A 17,062-nucleotide genomic window follows, 5' to 3' on the forward strand; every position below is an offset into this window, starting at 1 on the left:
TTTGCCCAAGAAGACGCTATGGGCGCGCCATGCATTTTCTCGATCAAGCAAAAATCTATATCAAGTCCGGCTGGGGCGGTCCCGGCGCGGTCAGCTTTCGGCGTGAAAAATATGTCGAATATGGCGGCCCGGACGGTGGCAATGGCGGCAAGGGCGGCGACATCATCTTCGAGGCCGTGGCCGGCCTCAACACGCTGATCGACTTCCGCTACACCCAGCATTTCAAGGCGCAGCGCGGCATGCCCGGCATGGGCAAGAACCGCTATGGCGCCGGCGGCAACGACCTGATCGTCAAGGTGCCGGTCGGCACCCAGATCTTGTCCGATCCCCAGCCGATCGAGGGGACCGAGGACGAAGACGGCTATCCCGAATATGAGGAACAGGAAATCCTGGCCGACTTCACCGAGGTGGGCCAGCGTGTGAGCTTCCTGCGCGGTGGTGACGGTGGCCGCGGCAACCTGTCCTACAAGACCAGCACCAACCGGGCGCCGCGCCAGCATGGCACCGGCTGGCCAGGTCAGGAAATGTGGGTCTGGCTGCGCCTCAAGCTGCTGGCCGATGTCGGCCTGGTCGGCATGCCCAACGCCGGCAAGTCGACCCTGATCAACCAGGTGACGAACACCAAGGCGAAGGTCGGCGCCTATGCCTTCACCACCACCAAGCCGCAGCTTGGCGTGGTGCTGCACCGTGATCGCGAATTCGTGCTGGCCGACATTCCCGGCCTGATCGCGGGCGCGGCCGAGGGCGCGGGCATCGGCGACCGGTTCCTGGGCCATATCGAACGCTGCCGCGTGCTGCTGCACCTGATCGACGCGACCGGCGACGATCCGGTCGAAGCCTTCCGCATCGTCACCGACGAACTCGCCGCCTATGGCGGCGGGCTGGACGAAAAGCCGCAGATCGTGGTGCTCAACAAGGGCGACCTGCTGGGCCAGGAACTGATGGAAGACATTGCCGAGCAGCTGCGCGAGCAGGCCGGCGTGGAAGATGTCTTCATCATTTCCGGCGCGACCGGCGAAGGCGTCACCCCGTTGCTCGACGCCGTGCTGGAAATGCTCGACGAGGATCGTGAAGAGGACGACGCCGACGACAGCGACGGCGAAGCCACCTGGTCGCCGATCTAAGGCATCAATAGACTTATCTCCGTTCGGTTCGAGCTTGTCGAGAACTGCGCGCGAGGTTCTCGACAAGCTCGAACCGAACGGATGTTGTTGTAAAAGTGGCCACGAACGCCCTGTCCGGCTTTCCCCCTGCCCTGGTCCGCCGCCTGGTCATCAAGATCGGGTCGGCGCTGCTGGTCGATCCGGCCGGGGAAGTGCGCGTCGACTGGCTGCGCACGCTGGTGGCCGATGTCGCCGCGCGCAAGGCGGCCGGGCAACAGGTCATCATCGTGTCGTCGGGCGCGATCGCGCTGGGCGCGCGCCGGCTGAAACTGCCCAAGGGCGGGCGCGGCAGCCTGGAGGATGCGCAGGCGGCGGCCGCCACCGGCCAGATCGCCCTGTCGCAATGCTGGGCCAGCCTGCTGCATGAAAAGGGCATCACCGCCGCGCAGATGCTGGTGACGCTCGACGATCTGGAGCATCGCCGCCGCTATCTCAACGCGTCGGCCACGCTGGAGCGGCTGATAGCGCTCGGCGTCGTGCCGGTGGTGAACGAGAATGACAGCGTCGCCACGGCGGAGATCCGCTTTGGCGACAATGATCGCCTCGCGGCGCGCATCGGACAGGCGGCACGGGCCGACGCGGTTGTGCTGCTGTCGGACGTGGACGGGCTTTACACCGCCAACCCGCACGCCGATGCGAATGCCATGCTGATCGAGAGGATAGAGCGCATCGACGCGCGCATTGCCGCCATGGCCGACACCGGTTCGGCTTCGGGCATGGGATCGGGCGGCATGGTGTCGAAGATCCAGGCGGCACAGATCGCCACCGGCGCCGGCGCCCATCTCGCCATCATTTCGGGCAAGGTCGACGCCCCGCTCAGCCATTGGGCCAATGGCGGCCGTGGCTCCATCTTCCTGGCCGCCGAAAGCCAGGGCGCGCGCAAGGGCTGGCTCTCGGGCCGCCTCACCGTGCTTGGCCGGATCATCGTCGATGCCGGCGCCGAAGCCGCTCTGGGCAAGGGCAACAGCCTGTTGCCGGCCGGCGTCGCGCGGGTCGAGGGTGTGTTCGCGCGCGGCGACGTGGTCGACATTCTCAATCAGGATGGCCGGGTGATCGCCCGTGGCCTCATCGAATATGACAGCGAGGCCGCCGCGAAGATCGCCGGCCGCCGCAGCGAGGATATCCCCGCCCTGCTTGGCGAAATGTCCCGCACCGTGCTGGTCCATCGCGACCATATGGCGATGGTCTGACCTATTATGTCCCTTAGAATTGCCATGACCGGCGCGACGGGTTTCGTCGGCGCCGAAACGCTCGATCAGGCGCTGGCCGCCGGTCTCCAGGTCAACGCCCTCACCCGCCGGGCGCAGCCGCCACGCGCCCATCTCAAATGGGTGCCCGGCTCGCTCGACGATGCCGCCGCGCTCGACACGCTGGTGCGCGACGCCGACGCCGTGATCCATATCGCGGGCGTGGTGAACGCGCCCGACCGCGACGGGTTCGAGGCGGGCAATGCGCGCGGCACGATGGCGGTGGTCGACGCCATGCGCAAACGCGGCGTGCGCCGGCTGGTCCATGTCTCCTCGCTCGCCGCGCGCGAACCGGGCATGTCGGACTATGGATGGTCGAAGGAACTGGCCGAACGCCATGTGAAGGCCAGCGGCCTCGACTGGACGATCGTGCGCCCGCCCGCCATCTATGGCCCCAATGACCAGGAAATGCTGGAACTGTTCCGCATGGCCAAGCGCGGCATCATGCTGCTGCCGCCCGGCGGCCGGCTGTCGGTGATCCATGTCGCCGATCTGTCCCGCCTGCTGCTGACGCTCGCCTGCGAGAAGGAGCAGAGCCAGACCCGCACCTATGAGGCGGACGATGCGACGCCCGGCGGCTGGGACCATCAGGAATTCGGCCAGGCGATCGGCCGGGCGGTGGGTCGCAATGTCCGCACCTTCGCGACGCCGCAATGGCTGCTGGCGACCGCCGCCCGGCTCGACCGGCTGGTGCGCGGCCGCAACGCCAAGCTGACCCCCGACCGGGTCGATTATTTCTGCCACCCCGACTGGGTCGTCGCCAAGCGCAAGCAGCCGCCCAAGCGGCTGTGGACGCCGCAGATCCCGACCGAGGAAGGGCTCAGGGCAACGGTCGAAGCCTATCGCGCCAAGGGCTGGCTGTAGCCTGCCCAAGGACACGAGTCCGCGCGGGTCACGACCGAAGTTCACAGTGTAAACGGCCTTTCCGGGACTTTTGCGCCTGCTTCGCCCCCATGATGCACCGCCCACGCACCGGTAACGCGCCATGGCAGGTTCGGCAGACGCGCCCGGCGCGCGCCGACAAGGCCCCACCCGCGCACCTGCGCAGCGACAGCGACGCCCCCGTCTCGCGCCAGTTGCATGGATAGCGGAGACAGGATGAGCGGCAGCGGCATGCCCCAGCTTAGAACAGGGGCAGAGCTGTAGGACAGCGGCATGCGGGCGTGACGGAGCGAGTTTCGACCATCTCCCGTCGTTGCGAGCGGAGCGAAACAATGACGATGTCAGGCCTTGACGACTGACGACCAGAAGCGGCTGTAAAATCCTCCCCTGCAAGGGGAGGGGGACCACGAAGTGGTGGAGGGGTGTCGCCCTATCGAGAGGGGAAGCCCCCCTTCCGTCTGGCCTTCGGCCAGCCACCTCCCCTTCCTGGGGAGGGTGGTCTCAAAGCTACCAGTAGCAGACATGTAGCGGCCTGCGCGCTAGGTTGTCCAAGGATGCCTCCTGTGGCCATATTGCTGCTTTGGACCGTCCAAGTGGCATCAGCTAGATCGGTGGATACGCCCGAGCCCAAGCGAAGCGCTTCGCCAGCTGTAGCTTAGGGCTCCAAATACATCGACCATAACGCAGAAAGGCTCTCTCGCTTTATAATGGCCCGTTAAGATTCAGACCCATCCTTCCACGAGAAATCAATGCTAGCAGCGCTATAGATGAGCCATCGCACGGGCGTAAAACACTGCCCTAGATTTCATTTCGACAGCGTGACATATTTTTTAACGCGGTGATAACGTCTCTCTGGGGGGAGGGGGCATGAGTAAAACTGGCACAGAAGGAAATGATGAATGGGGGCAGCCCACTGAAACACGTTCCATCAAGTTGGACGGATCAGTATCCGCTTTTGATATCGACAGCTTCGCGACTTCCAACACGATAAAAATAGGAAAAGTTTCCGCCAGATGGATTGAGGCGGATAAATTCTGTCATGAGCATAAAATTAATTCTGAGTGGAAAATTGCTGTCGAGAGATGGATTCAAGATCAGTTAAAAATTAATGCAAATTATAATTTAATTTCTCATGGATGGGGGATGGTTATCGGCGAATGTGAATTGTGGGAAAATCACCCAAAAGGATTTAGATGCCGCGGAACTTTGTGTGGATCTGTGTGGGCTTGCTTCCAACGCGATGAACCTTCCTGACAATGATACGCAGCTTTTTTGATCCTGTATTATTATAAATTAGCCGACTCCTGGGCTCTTCAGTGCTACGCATCGTGGTCGTACCCGAAATGCGCTCCATTATGCGACCAGGCGCAATCACAAGCCTTGGACCGCGGGTGAAAATTCGGTCAGTCCGCTTCCCACCCACCCCGGTCACGCCGCCGGATCGGACTCCGCCGGCTTCTGCGCGCGCTGTTCGTCGACAAATTCGCTGATCGCCTTGCCGCTGGCGTTGAGCAGCGGATAGGTACGGGCGTCGGACAGCCAGTCGGGGCGGCGCGCGGCGCTGCCGTAGAATGTGTCATAGACCAGGGAGAAGGCGAGGAAGACCAGAGTCGCGCCAATCAGCCCCTTGATCGCGCCGAAGCCGCCGCCCAGCACCCGGTCGATCGGGCCGAGCACCGACTGGCGGGTGCGCTGGCCGATCGCGCGGGCGAGCAGCTTGCCAGCACCAAAGGTGACGGCGAAGATCAGGAAGAAGGCCAGCACCGCCGCCCCGCTCTCGCTGCCGACAAAGCTGGTCAGCAATTCGGTGACGGAAGCGTGGAACAGGCTGATTGCGAAGATGCCCGCGACCCAGGCAATCAGCGACAGGGTTTCGGTCACGAACCCGCGCAGCAGGCCGAATATGGCGCAACCGCCGATGAGGAGGAGGACGAGGATATCGACGGCGTTCATGCCGCGCTGGCTATCCGCGCCCGAGCATCTGGTCAACCAGCTGCGCAAGGGTGCGAAAACCGCTGACCGAAATCCCCTTCACCCCGTCCGCGCCCGACGCCGGCACGAAGGCCCGGTTGAAGCCCAGTTTCGCCGATTCCCGCAGCCGCAGCGGCGTGTGCGAAACGGGGCGAATTTCGCTCGACAGCGCAATCTCGCCGAACAGCACGACATCGGCGGGCACCGGCCGTTCCGACAAGGCCGACATCAAAGCGGCGGCGACGGCCAAGTCGGCGGCCGGATCGGACAGGCGATAGCCGCCCGCGACATTGAGATAGACTTCGCAGGTCGAGAAGCTGAGGCCGCAGCGCGCCTCCAGCACGGCGAGGATCATCGCCAGCCGGCCGCTGTCCCAGCCGACCACCGCGCGCCGGGGCGTCGCCCCGCTTGACAGCCGCACCACCAGCGCCTGGATCTCGACCAGCACCGGCCGCGTCCCTTCCAGCGCGGGGAAGACAGTGGCACCCGTCACCGTCTCGTCGCGATTGGTGAGGAACAAAGCGGACGGGTTGGCGACCTCCTCCAGCCCTTCGGCGACCATCGAGAAGACGCCGATCTCGTCGGTGCCGCCAAAGCGATTCTTGATCGCGCGCAGGATGCGGTACTGGTGGCTGCGCTCGCCCTCGAACGCCAGCACCGTGTCGACCATATGTTCCAGCACGCGCGGACCGGCGATGCTGCCATCCTTGGTGACATGGCCGACCAGGATCAGGGCGGTGCCGCGCTGCTTGGCGAATTTGATCAGTTCCTGGCTCGACGCGCGCACCTGGCTGACGGTGCCGGGCGCGCCCTCGATCAGGTCGCTGTGCATGGTCTGGATCGAATCGATGATCAGCAAGGCCGGCGGCACGCCCTCGCTCAGCGTCGTCAATATGTCGCGCACCGATGTCGCGCTCGCCAGTTGCACCGGCGCATTCCCCAGGCCCAGCCGCTGGGCGCGCAGCCGCACCTGGTCCGACGCCTCCTCGCCGCTGATATAGGCGACGGTCAGCCCGCGCGATGCGACCCGCGCCGCCGCCTGCAGCAACAGGGTCGACTTGCCGATGCCCGGATCGCCGCCGATCAGCGTCGCCGATCCCGGCACGATGCCGCCGCCCAGCGCCCGGTCGAACTCGGCGATGCCGGTGCTGGTGCGCGCGGGCAGTTCCACCTTGCTGTCGAGGCCGATGAGGGTGATCGCTCGGCCGCCGCCCTGCAGGTCATGCTTGGCGGAAAAGACGGTCTCGGCCGCTTCCTCGACGATGCTGTTCCATTCGCCGCAGTCATCGCATTGCCCCTGCCACCGGCCGGAGACGGTGCCGCATTGCTGACAGACGAATTTGCGCTTTGCCTTGGCCATGGTCCACGCATAACAGAACATAAAAGGAACACAAACGCGATCTTGCATCGAGGCTGGAAACCCCCGCGCCGCTGGCGCATTGAAGCAGCATGTCCGCCACGATCCGCGTCGCCAGCTATAATATCCGCAAGGCCATCGGCACCGACCGCCGCCGTTCACCCGAGCGGGTGATTGACGTGCTGAACGAGGTGGATGCCGACATCATCGCGCTGCAGGAGGCCGACCGGCGTTTCGGCATACGCTATGCCGCGATCCCGCCGCTGCTGCTCGAGCGCCAGAGCGGCTACAAGCCGGTGCCGCTCAATGTCCAGACCGACAGCATGGGCTGGCACGGCAATGCCATCATCGTCCGCAAGGAAGCGGAGGTCGCCGCCTATGACGTGCTGCACCTCCCTTGCCTGGAACCGCGCGGCGCGACCATGGCGGAGGTCGCGATCAAGGGCGCGACCCTGCGCGTATTCGGCATGCATCTCGACCTGTCGGGCCTGTGGCGGCGCAAGCAGGCGGCGGCGGTGATCCATGCCGCGGCCCAGGGCCATGCCCTGCCGACGGTGCTGATGGGCGACCTCAACGAATGGAGCGCCGAACGCGGTTGCCTCGCCGACTTTGCCCGCCATTACAGCTTCGCACCCTGCGGCCGCAGCTTCCACGCCCGCCGCCCGGTCGCCCGGCTCGACCGGATCATGCATTGCGGCCGCATCCGCCTGGTCGACAGCGGCGTCCACGAAAGCGCCGCCGCGCGCAAGGCGTCGGACCATCTGCCGATCTGGGCGGAGTTCAAGCTGGGGTGAATGCGGCGCGTGTTGGGGGGACGGCAGAGGGTCTGAAGACGGCCATTCTTTGCCATTCGTGGTCGCTTTTCCGGCGCCTCAAACCAGTCACTTCAATGGGGGGGGGGCGGAATTTGCAGATGGCCTGTTGATCACGCATAGGTGTGAGATGCGCGGTCCTTCAATAGCCTTACTGCTCCTCTCCTTGATGTCGTGCGCACCACCTGTCGAAGCGCCGAAGTCAATGTGTCAAATCCCGCGCGGGTTTCCGGGCTGGTGGGGCACTTCGGTGCGGTGGAAAGGCATCCTTATCGGCACATTCGAGCACGGCTTTGCGCTTGTCAGCACTGAGTGCAGTCGAAGAGGCATCGCCATCATGTTTGGAAATAGACGTTTAAGCGACCAATTCTACAGCGCGCTCTACCATCCCGGAATTTCGAGCGAATTGATCGAAGCTGATTTTACTGGGAAAATAACGAGGCGCGGATTGCTGATAAATGAGATACATAGCCTGCGCACCCGACGCATCAGTGATGAAGAGGAAAACGCTTTATTCAAGGCGCTAGGCTTTTAGCGGCTCGCCATAAATCGACCATTTTTGGTCGTTCCCAGTTCCTCCCCAAGCTTGTCTTGGGGAGGTGGCAGCGCGAAGCGCTGACGGAGGGGAAATGGCGCAAGCGCAACGCTATTGCCCCTCCACCGCCTTCGGCGGTCCCCCTCCCCAAGCAAGCTTGGGGAGGATTTTCGGACAGTCCGCTCCCCAACCCATTTTGTCATTCCCGCGTAGGCGGGAATCCATCCCCTGACCTTGCATCTGGTCCGACGCTGGGGAGATGGATCCCCGCCTGCGCGGGGATGACGGTGGAAAACAGGCCGTTGCTTAGCCACCCACCTCCGCCCCCTTCCCGCTTTCGGACAGGGGGTGGGACATTCCGCCTCTCGACAAGGCGGCCTGGCTTTGCGATCCCTATCCCCATGAGGGAGAAGGAATTACGCCTCGCGCTCGTCTGTTATGGCGGGATCAGCCTGGCCGTCTACATGCACGGCATCACCAAGGAAATCTGGCACCTGACGCGGGCGAGCCGGGCTTTTCATGACGGGGTGGCGCCGCAGGAGGCGAGCGAGACGGTCTATCATCGGCTGCTCGCCGATATCGAGGCAGCGAGCGGCACGCGGCTGCGCATCCTGCCCGACATCATCGCCGGCGCCAGCGCGGGTGGCATCAACGGCATCTTCCTGGCCCAGGCAATCGAGACCGGCCAGTCTCTGGAACCGCTGACCGCGCTGTGGCTCGACAATGCCGATGTCGACGAACTGCTCGATCCCGATGCCCGCCCCGCCCGCGCGCTGACCAAATTCTGGGCGACGCCGCTGGTATGGATGGCCGCGCGCCGCCCCGGTGACGCGGTCGAGCGCACCGTCGCCCCGGACACGCGCGAAGAGGTGCGGATGAAATTGTCGCGCTTCATCCGCTCGCGCTGGTTCGAGCCGCCCTTTGGCGGGGCGATATTCTCGACCATGCTGCTCGACGCGTTCGACGCGATGGCGGCGACGCCGGCCGGCCCGTCGCTGCTGCCCGACGGCCATCCGCTCGACCTGTTCGTCACCGTCACCGATTTCGACGGCCATGTGCAGAGCCTGAGCCTCAACAGCCCGCCCCAGGTGATCGAGACCGAACATCGGCTGTCGATCGGCTTTCGCGGCCGGGGCGGCAGCGCCAGCGGCTTTGCCGATCCGGCCGAGCTGGTCTTTGCCGCGCGCGCCACCGCCAGCTTCCCCGGCGCCTTCCCGCCCTTCACCGTGCGCGAGCTGGACCGGGTGCTGAAGCGCCGCCACCGCGCCTGGCCCGGCCGCGACGCCTTCCTGGCGCGCGTACTGCCGCGCCGGGCGGCACGGGGCGAGGCGGAGGACGCGGTGCTGATCGACGGATCGGTGCTGGCCAACGCCCCCTTCGCCCAGGCGATCGGCGCGCTCAAGAACCGGCCGTCGCGGCGCGAGGTCGACCGTCGGTTCGTCTATATCGATCCCAAGCCCGGCCACCGGTCGATCCACCTCAACCGCGAGGGCGAGGAGGAAGCAGCGCCGATCGGCGAGAATATGCCGCTCCCCGGCTTTTTCCGCACCATCTTCGGCGCGCTGTCGGACATTCCGCGCGAACAGCCGATCCGCGACAATCTGGAGGCGATCGACCGCCATTCCGCCCGCATCCGCCGCATGGGCCGGATCATCCAGGCGCTGCGCCCCGGTATCGAGGCGGAGGTGGAGGGGGCTATCGGCCGCATGCTGTTCCTCGACCGGCCCACGCCGGCGCGCCTGTCGGCCTGGCGCGGCAAGGCGCAGCAGCGTGCCGCCGCCTCGGCCGGTTTCGCCTTCCCCGCTTATGCCCATCTCAAGCTGTCGGGTATCGTCGAGGATCTGGCCGCGCGTCTGTTCCAGTTGAGCGGCGAGGATGCGCCGATGATGCGCGAAGCCTATCGCCAGGCGATCTGGAAGCAGGTGCGCGCGATCGGTGCCGACCAGTTGACCGAGGATGCCGGCTCCGCCGCCGCGCCCGTCCTCTTCTTCCGCACCCATGACCTCCCCTTCCGCATCCGCCGGCTGCGCTTCCTGGCGCGGCGGCTGGCCGAGACGCTGGAGTTGGAGGCCGATGCCGACAGCGAAGCGGTGCAGGCGATGCACGACGCCATCTATCGCGCGCTCGCCCTCTATACCGAATGCGAGGGCAATGATTTCTACAATGATCATGTCCGCGCCGCCGCGGCGCAGGTGCCGACCGACGCCGGTGCCGCGCTGGAGGCGATGGCGCAGGCGCGCGGCCTGCGCGCCCGCGACGAAGCCGCCGACATGCTGCTGGCCGAAGCGCTCGCCAACTTGCCCAAGGCCGGGCGCCGCACCATGTTGCTGGCCTATCTCGGCTTCCCCTTCTCCGACATCGCGACCCTACCGTTGCTTCAGGGTGACGCTGTCGATGAATATGATCCGATCAAGGTCGACCGGATTTCGCCCGAAGATTGCACCGCCATCCGCGCCGGCGGCGCCAACGCCACGCTAAAAGGCATAGAATTCAACAATTTTGGTGCCTTCTTCAGCCGGGTCTATCGGGAGAATGACTATCTGTGGGGCAGGCTCCATGGGGTGGAGCGTCTGCTGGATATCGTAATTTCCGCAATTCCTGCCCCAACCCGTCTTCCCGAAGGGGCGTTGCGCAACTATAGGCGGGCAGCGTTTCTGGCGATCCTCGACGAGGAAGAGTCGCGCTTGCCGCATGTTGCGGATCTGATCGCCGGACTGCGGGAGGAAATCGGGTGAAGGGGCGTTTGAAGCTGTTTCCGATGATGCTGGCGCTGGTGCTCGTCACCGGCTGCAAGGGCTCGTCCGATGACAGCGCACAGGCCGCCCCGGTCAGCACGCCGCAGCAGGTGGCCGTTGCCGTCGTCCAGCCCGATCCGCCGCCGCCCGCTCCGCCCGCCGTCCTGCCCTCGCGCCCGGCGCCGATCGTCACCGTCGGCCCGCCCGGCCCGACCAATTCGCTCGACCTGCCGCCGTCCAGCAATGCAGCCCAGCCCGCCCCCTTCCCGCGCGAAGTCACCGCCTTCATGGTCGACCGCGACAGCTGCGACCATTTCCGCGGCGAGGAACCCTATGATGCGGAACGGCGCGCCTATATCGAGGAAAGCGTCGCCGAACTCTGCTCCGGCACCGACGCGAAGCTGGCCTTGCTGCGCAAGCGCTACGAAAAGATGCCGGACGTCATCAGCGCGCTGAGCAGTTATGACGCCCGCATCGAGGGCGAGGAACCCTGAGGCCGCCTCGCCCGCACTAGCGCCATCCGGTCAGGCGGCGACTGCCAGGCAGGCTTCCCTGATGTCGCGGGCCAGTTCGTCGACCCGTTCCACCTGTGCATCCCAGGCGAACATGAATCGCGCACCACCGCCGATGAAGGTGTAGAAACGCCAGCCGCGCGCGCGCAGGGCATCCAGCACCGGTGCGGGGGCCGACAGGAACAGCGCATTGGCCTCCACCGGGAAGATCGGGCTGACATCGGGCAGGTCGGCGATCGCCGCCGCCAGCCGGCGCGCGCAATCATTGCCGTGGCGAGCGTTGCGCAGCCAGGCGCCGCTTTCCAGCAGGCCGATCCAGGGCGCCGATAGGAAACGCATCTTCGACGCCAGTTGCCCCGCCTGCTTGCAGCGATAGTCGAAATCCTGCGCCAGCGCGCGATCGAAGAAGATCACCGCCTCGCCCACGGCCATGCCATTCTTGGTGCCGCCAAAGCAGAGCACATCGACGCCCGCCTTCCAGCTGATCTCCGACGGGTCACAGCCAAGGCTGGCGCAGGCATGGGCGAAGCGGGCGCCGTCCATATGCAGCTTCAGCCCCAGTTCGCGGCACACGGCGGAAATCGCGCGCACTTCCTCGACCGTGTAGACAAGGCCGGTCTCGGTCGGCTGGGTGATGGTGACGACGCGCGGCTTGGGGAAATGGATGTCGGACCGGCTGGTCGCGAGCTGCCGGATCGCATCCGGCGTCAGCTTGCCGTCGGCCGAGGGCGCGGCGAGCAGCTTCGACCCGTTGGAGAAGAATTCGGGCGCACCGCATTCGTCGGTCTCGACATGGGCAGACGCCGAACAGATCACGCTATGATAGGATTGGCACAGCGCCGCGAGCGCCAGCGAATTGGCGGCCGTGCCGTTGAAGACGAAGAAGACCTCCGCATCGCCGCCGAACAGGGTGCGGAAATTGTCGGCCGCGCGCTGCGTCCATTCATCCTCGCCATAGGCCGTTGCCGATCCGCTGTTCGCCGCAAGCATCGCGTCGAGCGCCTCGGGGCAGGCCCCGGCATAATTGTCGCTGGCAAATTGCTGTGTGGAAATGGGCACGTCATGCTTCCGTCTGCTGGTGTGTGACCAAGCATCGGATCAACGTCGTCGTGGCTGCATGTCCCGTTGGATTGCCGGTCCGGCCACATCCCCCTCTTTCGAAAGGCACCACCTTGCTCGGGGAGCAGGTTGGTGTCGGACGTTGGCCCGACTCTTGATGTTGCCGGGGCGATTATCGGCCGGGCGATGCCGCGTCAAGCGTCAGCGCAGCAGCGCCTCTATCCCCTTCGCCAGATCGATGTCCCGTTGCGACAGGCCGCCGGCATCATGGGTGGTGAGCGTGATTTCGACCCGGTTATAGACGTTCGACCATTCGGGATGATGGTCCGCCTTTTCCGCCAGCAGCGCCACCCGCGTCATGAAGCCGAAGGCGGCGACGAAGTCGGGAAAGGTGAAGCTGCGCGCGATCCCGTCCGGTTCGGCGACCGCCGTCCATTCGGGCAAATCCGCCAGCGCGATCGCCCGTTCCGTTTCGTTCAGTCTGGCAAGCATTTCTCTATCCTGCGTTATTTCTTTCGCCTATGTGACAGCCATGCCTGACACTGGTCAATCGTTCCGCTTCGCCCCTACCCCACAGGAAATCGAGACACTCGCGCTGGAGGCCCTGAACCGCCTGCCCGAGCCCTTCCGTTCCTATCTCTCCAATGTCGTGATGCTGGTCGAGGATTTCGCCGACGCCGATATATTGAAGGAGATGGAGATTGACGATCCGTTCGGCCTGACCGGCCTCTATAGCGGCCGTCCCTTCGGGCAGGAGGCGCAGACCGGCGACCTGCCGCCGACCGTGCATCTTTTCCGCCGCCCGCTGCTCGACGAATGGGTCGAAACCGGCGTGCCGCTCGAAGCGCTCATCACCCATGTCGTGGTGCATGAGATCGGCCATCATTTCGGCCTGTCGGACATCGACATGCATGTGCTGGAGGATATGGTCGCCCCATGAGCGGCGCGGCGCTGCGCCTGTCGGGCCTGGCCTGTCTGCGCGGCGGACGCCTGCTCTTTGCCGGCGTCGACCTGGTGCTGGCGGCTGGCGGCAGCGCCTTGCTGCACGGCGCCAACGGCATCGGCAAGTCGAGCCTGCTGCGCCAGTGCGCCGGACTGCTGCCCGCCTATGCCGGGACGATCGACCGCCAGGGCAGCGTCGCGCTGGCCGACGAGCGGCTGGCACTCGACATGGAATTGCCGCTTCATCGCGCACTCGGCTTCTGGGCACAGCTTGACCGGGTGGATGCGGCCGCGCTCGACCGCGCGCTCTACGCCCTGGCGCTCGCCCCCTTGCGCGATGTGCCCGTGCGCATGCTGTCCACCGGCCAGCGCAAGCGCGCCATGCTCGCCCGCGTGATCGCCAGCGGCGCGGATATCTGGCTGCTCGACGAGCCGGCCAATGGCCTGGACGATGCGTCGGTCGCGCTGCTCGGCGCCGCGGTGGCAGACCATCTGGCGGCCGGCGGCATCGTCGTCGCCGCCTCGCACCAGCCTTTGCCGCTGACCGATCCGGTGCGGATCGCCATGGCCGCCCATGTGCCGGACCCGGCGCAGGAGGCGTCATGCGACTGATCGCCCTGCTCGTCGCCCGCGACCTGGGACAGGCCTGGCGCTCGGCCGGCCTGTGGCTGCCGGTCGCCTTCCTGTTGCTGGTCGCCAGCCTCTATCCCTTCGCGGTCGGCCCCGATGCCGCCCTGCTCGCCCGCACCGGTGGCGGCATGTTGTGGATCGCGGCGCTGCTCGCCAGCCTGCTGCCGGTCGACCGGCTGGTCGCGCCGGATCGCGATGCCGGCATCCTGGACCAGATCGCGCTGCGCGGCATCAGCGAGGAGATGGTGGTGATCGCCCGGCTGATCGCCCATTGGCTGGGTTTCGGTCCGCCGCTGATGATCGCCGCCTTGCCCGCCGCCGCGCTGCTGAAGCTGGACGGCGCCACGATCCTGACGCTGGAGGCCGGGCTGCTGATCGGTACGCCCGCGCTGGCCGCGCTTGGCCTGCTGGTGGCGACCCTGACCGCCGGGCTGCGCTCGTCGGGCGCGCTGGCGGGCCTGCTCGCCCTGCCGCTGGCGGTGCCGCTGCTGATCTTTGGCGCGGGCACGCTGGGCGACGGCAGCGGCGCCGCGTTCAAATTCCTGGGCGCCGCCTCCCTGCTGCTGGTCGCGATCACGCCGATCGCGGGCGGCGCGGCGATCCGCGCGGGTCGGGAATGAGGTTTGTGCAACGCGCAGGGCGTTGACATTGGCGGGCCGCAATGGTCCCATGCTGCATCGCAACAAGCTCCGACAGCGGGCCATGCCCGCCAAGCGCGAGGTGCCCGATGCCCGATCCGACTGCCGCACCGCAAAGCCGCCTGATCGACCTGGCCCTGCAGGGTGGCGGCGCCCATGGCGCCTTCACCTGGGGCGTGCTCGACCGCCTGCTGGAGGAACCCTGGCTGCGGATCGATGGCATATCCGGCACGTCGGCCGGGGCGATGAACGCCGCCGTGCTGGCCAGCGGTTATGCCCATGGCGGCGCGCCGGGTGCCCGCCGCGCCCTCACCCGTTTCTGGAGCAAGGTGTCGGACGGGGCGATGTTCAGCCCGTTCCGCCGCAGCCCGCTCGACATAGCGCTCGGCCGCTGGACGCTCGATTATTCGCCACTCTATGTCGGCATGGACCTGATGGCGCGGCTCTGCTCGCCCTATGATCTCAATCCGGGCGGCTTCAATCCGCTGACCGACATCCTCAACGAGTGCGTCGATTTCGACCATCTCGCCGCCAGCCCGATCCGCCTGTTCATCACCGCGACCAGCGTGCGCACCGGCCAGGCCCGCGTGTTCCGCAATGCCGAAATCACCCCCGACGTGCTGCTAGCCTCCGCCTGCCTGCCCACCATGTTCCACGCGGTCGAGATCGATGGCGAGGCCTATTGGGACGGCGGCTATTCGGGCAATCCGACGCTGACGCCGCTGGTGCGCGATTGCGATTCCGACGACACCATCCTGATCCAGGTGAACCCGGTCGAGCGCGCTACCGACCTCTACGCCGCGCGCGACATTGCCAGCCGATTGAACGAGATTTCCTTCAACGCCGTGCTGTTGCAGGAAATCCGGATGATGGCGCTGCTGCGCCAGGTCGCCGACCCCGGCCATGGCGAGGGCGAGAAATGGGCGAAGATGCGCATCCACCGCATCGCCAGCGCCGACATGCTGCAATTCGGCCATTCGTCCAAGCTGAACGCCGAATGGGCTTTCCTGTGGAAGCTCAAGAAGATCGGGCGCAAGGCGGCGGACGATTTCCTGAAGGATCATGGCCAGGCGATCGGCCGGGAATCGACGCTCGATATCGACGCGCTGCTCGCCCATGTCTGAGGCATTGAGCTTCCTCGGCATCCTGGTCGCGCTCGGTGCGCTGATCGCCATGGCCTATCGCGGCTGGAGCGTCCTGTTCCTCGCCCCGGCGCTGGCGATGATCGCCGCCAGCTTTTCGGGCTATCCGATGCTGGCGAGCTGGACCCAGATATTCATGGTCGCCGCCGCCGGCTTCCTCGCCCAATTCTTCCCGCTGTTCCTGCTCGGGGCGATCTTCGCCAAGCTGATGAACGACAGCGGATCGGTGCGCAGCATCGCCGATGCCATGATCGGCTGGCTGGGGTCCGGCCGCGCGATCATGGCGGTGGTGCTGGCCGGCGCGATCCTGACCTATGGCGGGGTCAGCCTGTTCGTCGCCTTCTTCGTGCTGGTGCCGATGGCGCAGGCGCTGTTCCGCGCCGGCAATATCCCCCGGCGGCTGGTGCCGGCCACCATCATCCTGGGCACATCGACCTTCACCATGACCGCCCTGCCCGGCACGCCAGCGATCCAGAATGTCATTCCCATGCCCTTCTTCGGCACCTCCATCTATGCGGCGCCGGGCCTGGGCCTGATCGCTGCGGTCATCATGCTGGCGGTGGGGCTGGGCTGGCTGCTGCGGGCGCAGGCGGCCGCCGCCGCCCGGCTGGAAGGCTATGACCCGAGCCTCTCCCCCGCCGCGCCGGTCGACAGCGCGCGGATGCGCGAGCATACGACCACCGCCTCCACCTTCGACCCCGCAGAGATGGACAAAGGGGCGCCGACCGACGACCGCCCCTCGCTCGCCATCGCCTTCCTGCCGATCGGGGTGATGATCGGCTGCAACCTCATCCTCTCGCTCTGGCTGTTCCCGACCTGGGATGCGCCCTTCCTGGCGGAGCCGCTGTGGGGCAGCACCAGCCTGGGCGCGGTTGCGGGCATATGGTCGGTGACGGCGGCGCTGATGATCGCGACGCTCGCCATCATCCTGTGCAACCGGGGCCGCCTCGTCAGCCTGCGCGACAGCATCGATTCGGGCGCCAACGCCGCCGTGCTGCCGATCATCAGCGTGGCGAGCCTGGTCGGCTTCGGCGCGGTGATCGCGGCGCTGCCCGCCTTCCACATGATCCGTGACTGGGTGCTGGGCATGGGCGGCGGGCCGCTGGTGTCGCTGGCGGTGGCGACCAACCTGCTCGCCGCGCTCACCGGATCGGCCTCGGGCGGGCTCACCATCGCGCTGGAGGCGCTGGGGCCAACTTATATGGAGATTGCGGCGCAGACCGGCACCGATCCCGCCATCATGCACCGGGTGGCGGTGATCGGATCGGGCACACTCGACATCTTGCCGCATAATGGCGCGATCGTCACCCTGCTGGCGCTGAGCGGCGTGACCCACCGCGAATCCTATCTGGATATCGCCATGGCCGGCATCGTCAGCTCGCTCGCGGCACTGGTCGCCGTGATCCTGATCGGGTCAACGATCGGCAGCTTCTGATC

General features: G+C 66.1%; 16 protein-coding genes and 1 riboswitch. Of the genes, 12 read left to right on the forward strand and 4 right to left on the reverse strand.

Going from position 1 to position 17,062, the window contains the following annotated elements:
- The first annotated feature begins 29 nt into the window (after window positions 1–29).
- From obgE to ACI6S0_RS11920, 4 genes are all read left to right on the forward strand, one after another.
- Window positions 30–1,124 (forward strand): GTPase ObgE, encoded by a 1,095-nt coding sequence (obgE, locus tag ACI6S0_RS11905; protein ID WP_004207911.1) that lies wholly within the window; start codon window positions 30–32, stop codon window positions 1,122–1,124.
- Between the two features lie 95 nt (window positions 1,125–1,219).
- Complete coding sequence (gene proB, locus ACI6S0_RS11910) at window positions 1,220–2,353, forward strand: glutamate 5-kinase (protein WP_434403177.1); 1,134 nt, start codon at window positions 1,220–1,222, stop codon at window positions 2,351–2,353.
- Between the two features lie 24 nt (window positions 2,354–2,377).
- Window positions 2,378–3,274, forward strand: coding sequence for an NAD-dependent epimerase/dehydratase family protein (locus ACI6S0_RS11915; RefSeq protein ID WP_434403179.1), 897 nt, complete (start codon window positions 2,378–2,380; stop codon window positions 3,272–3,274).
- Window positions 3,275–4,159: 885 nt separating this feature from the next.
- Window positions 4,160–4,546 carry a hypothetical protein gene (locus ACI6S0_RS11920; protein WP_434403180.1) on the forward strand — a complete coding sequence of 129 codons (387 nt, stop codon included), beginning with the start codon at window positions 4,160–4,162 and terminating at the stop codon, window positions 4,544–4,546.
- 174 nt (window positions 4,547–4,720) lie between these two features.
- Here ACI6S0_RS11920 and ACI6S0_RS11925 read toward each other — a convergent pair whose 3' ends face one another.
- Both ACI6S0_RS11925 and radA read right to left on the reverse strand, forming a co-directional pair.
- A complete protein-coding gene (locus ACI6S0_RS11925; protein WP_434403181.1) occupies window positions 4,721–5,245 on the reverse strand; it encodes a CvpA family protein in 525 nt (174 codons plus the stop codon).
- A gap of 10 nt (window positions 5,246–5,255) precedes the next feature.
- Window positions 5,256–6,623: a DNA repair protein RadA gene (radA, locus tag ACI6S0_RS11930; RefSeq protein ID WP_004207917.1), complete on the reverse strand. Its 1,368-nt coding sequence runs from the start codon at window positions 6,621–6,623 to the stop codon at window positions 5,256–5,258.
- Window positions 6,624–6,712: 89 nt separating this feature from the next.
- Here radA and ACI6S0_RS11935 point away from each other — a divergent pair, with 89 nt between their 5' ends.
- From ACI6S0_RS11935 to ACI6S0_RS11945, 3 genes are all read left to right on the forward strand, one after another.
- Window positions 6,713–7,414 (forward strand): endonuclease/exonuclease/phosphatase family protein, encoded by a 702-nt coding sequence (locus ACI6S0_RS11935; RefSeq protein WP_010336314.1) that lies wholly within the window; start codon window positions 6,713–6,715, stop codon window positions 7,412–7,414.
- 954 nt (window positions 7,415–8,368) lie between these two features.
- Window positions 8,369–10,702 carry a patatin-like protein gene (locus ACI6S0_RS11940; RefSeq protein ID WP_434403182.1) on the forward strand — a complete coding sequence of 778 codons (2,334 nt, stop codon included), beginning with the start codon at window positions 8,369–8,371 and terminating at the stop codon, window positions 10,700–10,702.
- Window positions 10,699–11,196 (forward strand): hypothetical protein, encoded by a 498-nt coding sequence (locus tag ACI6S0_RS11945; RefSeq protein ID WP_037512401.1) that lies wholly within the window; start codon window positions 10,699–10,701, stop codon window positions 11,194–11,196. Before ACI6S0_RS11940 ends, ACI6S0_RS11945 begins: the two co-directional genes overlap by 4 nt.
- 30 nt (window positions 11,197–11,226) lie before the next feature.
- Here the strand turns inward: ACI6S0_RS11945 and ACI6S0_RS11950 are convergent, their stop codons facing one another.
- Window positions 11,227–12,273 (reverse strand): threonine aldolase family protein, encoded by a 1,047-nt coding sequence (locus ACI6S0_RS11950; protein ID WP_434403183.1) that lies wholly within the window; start codon window positions 12,271–12,273, stop codon window positions 11,227–11,229.
- Between the two features lie 57 nt (window positions 12,274–12,330).
- Window positions 12,331–12,439, reverse strand: a riboswitch (SAM-I-IV-variant riboswitch).
- Window positions 12,440–12,474: 35 nt separating this feature from the next.
- Window positions 12,475–12,765 (reverse strand): 4a-hydroxytetrahydrobiopterin dehydratase, encoded by a 291-nt coding sequence (locus tag ACI6S0_RS11955; protein WP_004207923.1) that lies wholly within the window; start codon window positions 12,763–12,765, stop codon window positions 12,475–12,477.
- A 40-nt stretch (window positions 12,766–12,805) separates the two neighbouring features.
- Between ACI6S0_RS11955 and ACI6S0_RS11960 the strand changes: the two genes are divergently transcribed.
- The 5 genes from ACI6S0_RS11960 (at window position 12,806) to ACI6S0_RS11980 (ending at window position 17,060) form a co-directional block, all read left to right on the forward strand.
- Window positions 12,806–13,213, forward strand: a complete 408-nt coding sequence (locus tag ACI6S0_RS11960) for a metallopeptidase family protein (protein WP_099234354.1) — start codon at window positions 12,806–12,808, stop codon at window positions 13,211–13,213.
- Window positions 13,210–13,827 (forward strand): heme ABC exporter ATP-binding protein CcmA, encoded by a 618-nt coding sequence (gene ccmA / locus ACI6S0_RS11965; protein WP_434403184.1) that lies wholly within the window; start codon window positions 13,210–13,212, stop codon window positions 13,825–13,827. Before ACI6S0_RS11960 ends, ccmA begins: the two co-directional genes overlap by 4 nt.
- Window positions 13,818–14,465, forward strand: coding sequence for a heme exporter protein CcmB (locus ACI6S0_RS11970; protein WP_010336308.1), 648 nt, complete (start codon window positions 13,818–13,820; stop codon window positions 14,463–14,465). The genes ccmA and ACI6S0_RS11970 overlap by 10 nt, the downstream gene beginning before the upstream one ends.
- Before the next feature lie 107 nt (window positions 14,466–14,572).
- Window positions 14,573–15,607, forward strand: a complete 1,035-nt coding sequence (locus ACI6S0_RS11975) for a patatin-like phospholipase family protein (protein ID WP_004207927.1) — start codon at window positions 14,573–14,575, stop codon at window positions 15,605–15,607.
- Window positions 15,600–17,060 carry a GntP family permease gene (locus tag ACI6S0_RS11980; RefSeq protein ID WP_434403185.1) on the forward strand — a complete coding sequence of 487 codons (1,461 nt, stop codon included), beginning with the start codon at window positions 15,600–15,602 and terminating at the stop codon, window positions 17,058–17,060. Before ACI6S0_RS11975 ends, ACI6S0_RS11980 begins: the two co-directional genes overlap by 8 nt.
- The last annotated feature ends 2 nt before the right edge of the window (window positions 17,061–17,062 follow it).

Origin of the sequence: Sphingobium sp. DN12, from assembly GCF_051058005.1 — a bacterium.
Lineage (GTDB): Bacteria > Pseudomonadota > Alphaproteobacteria > Sphingomonadales > Sphingomonadaceae > Sphingobium > Sphingobium yanoikuyae.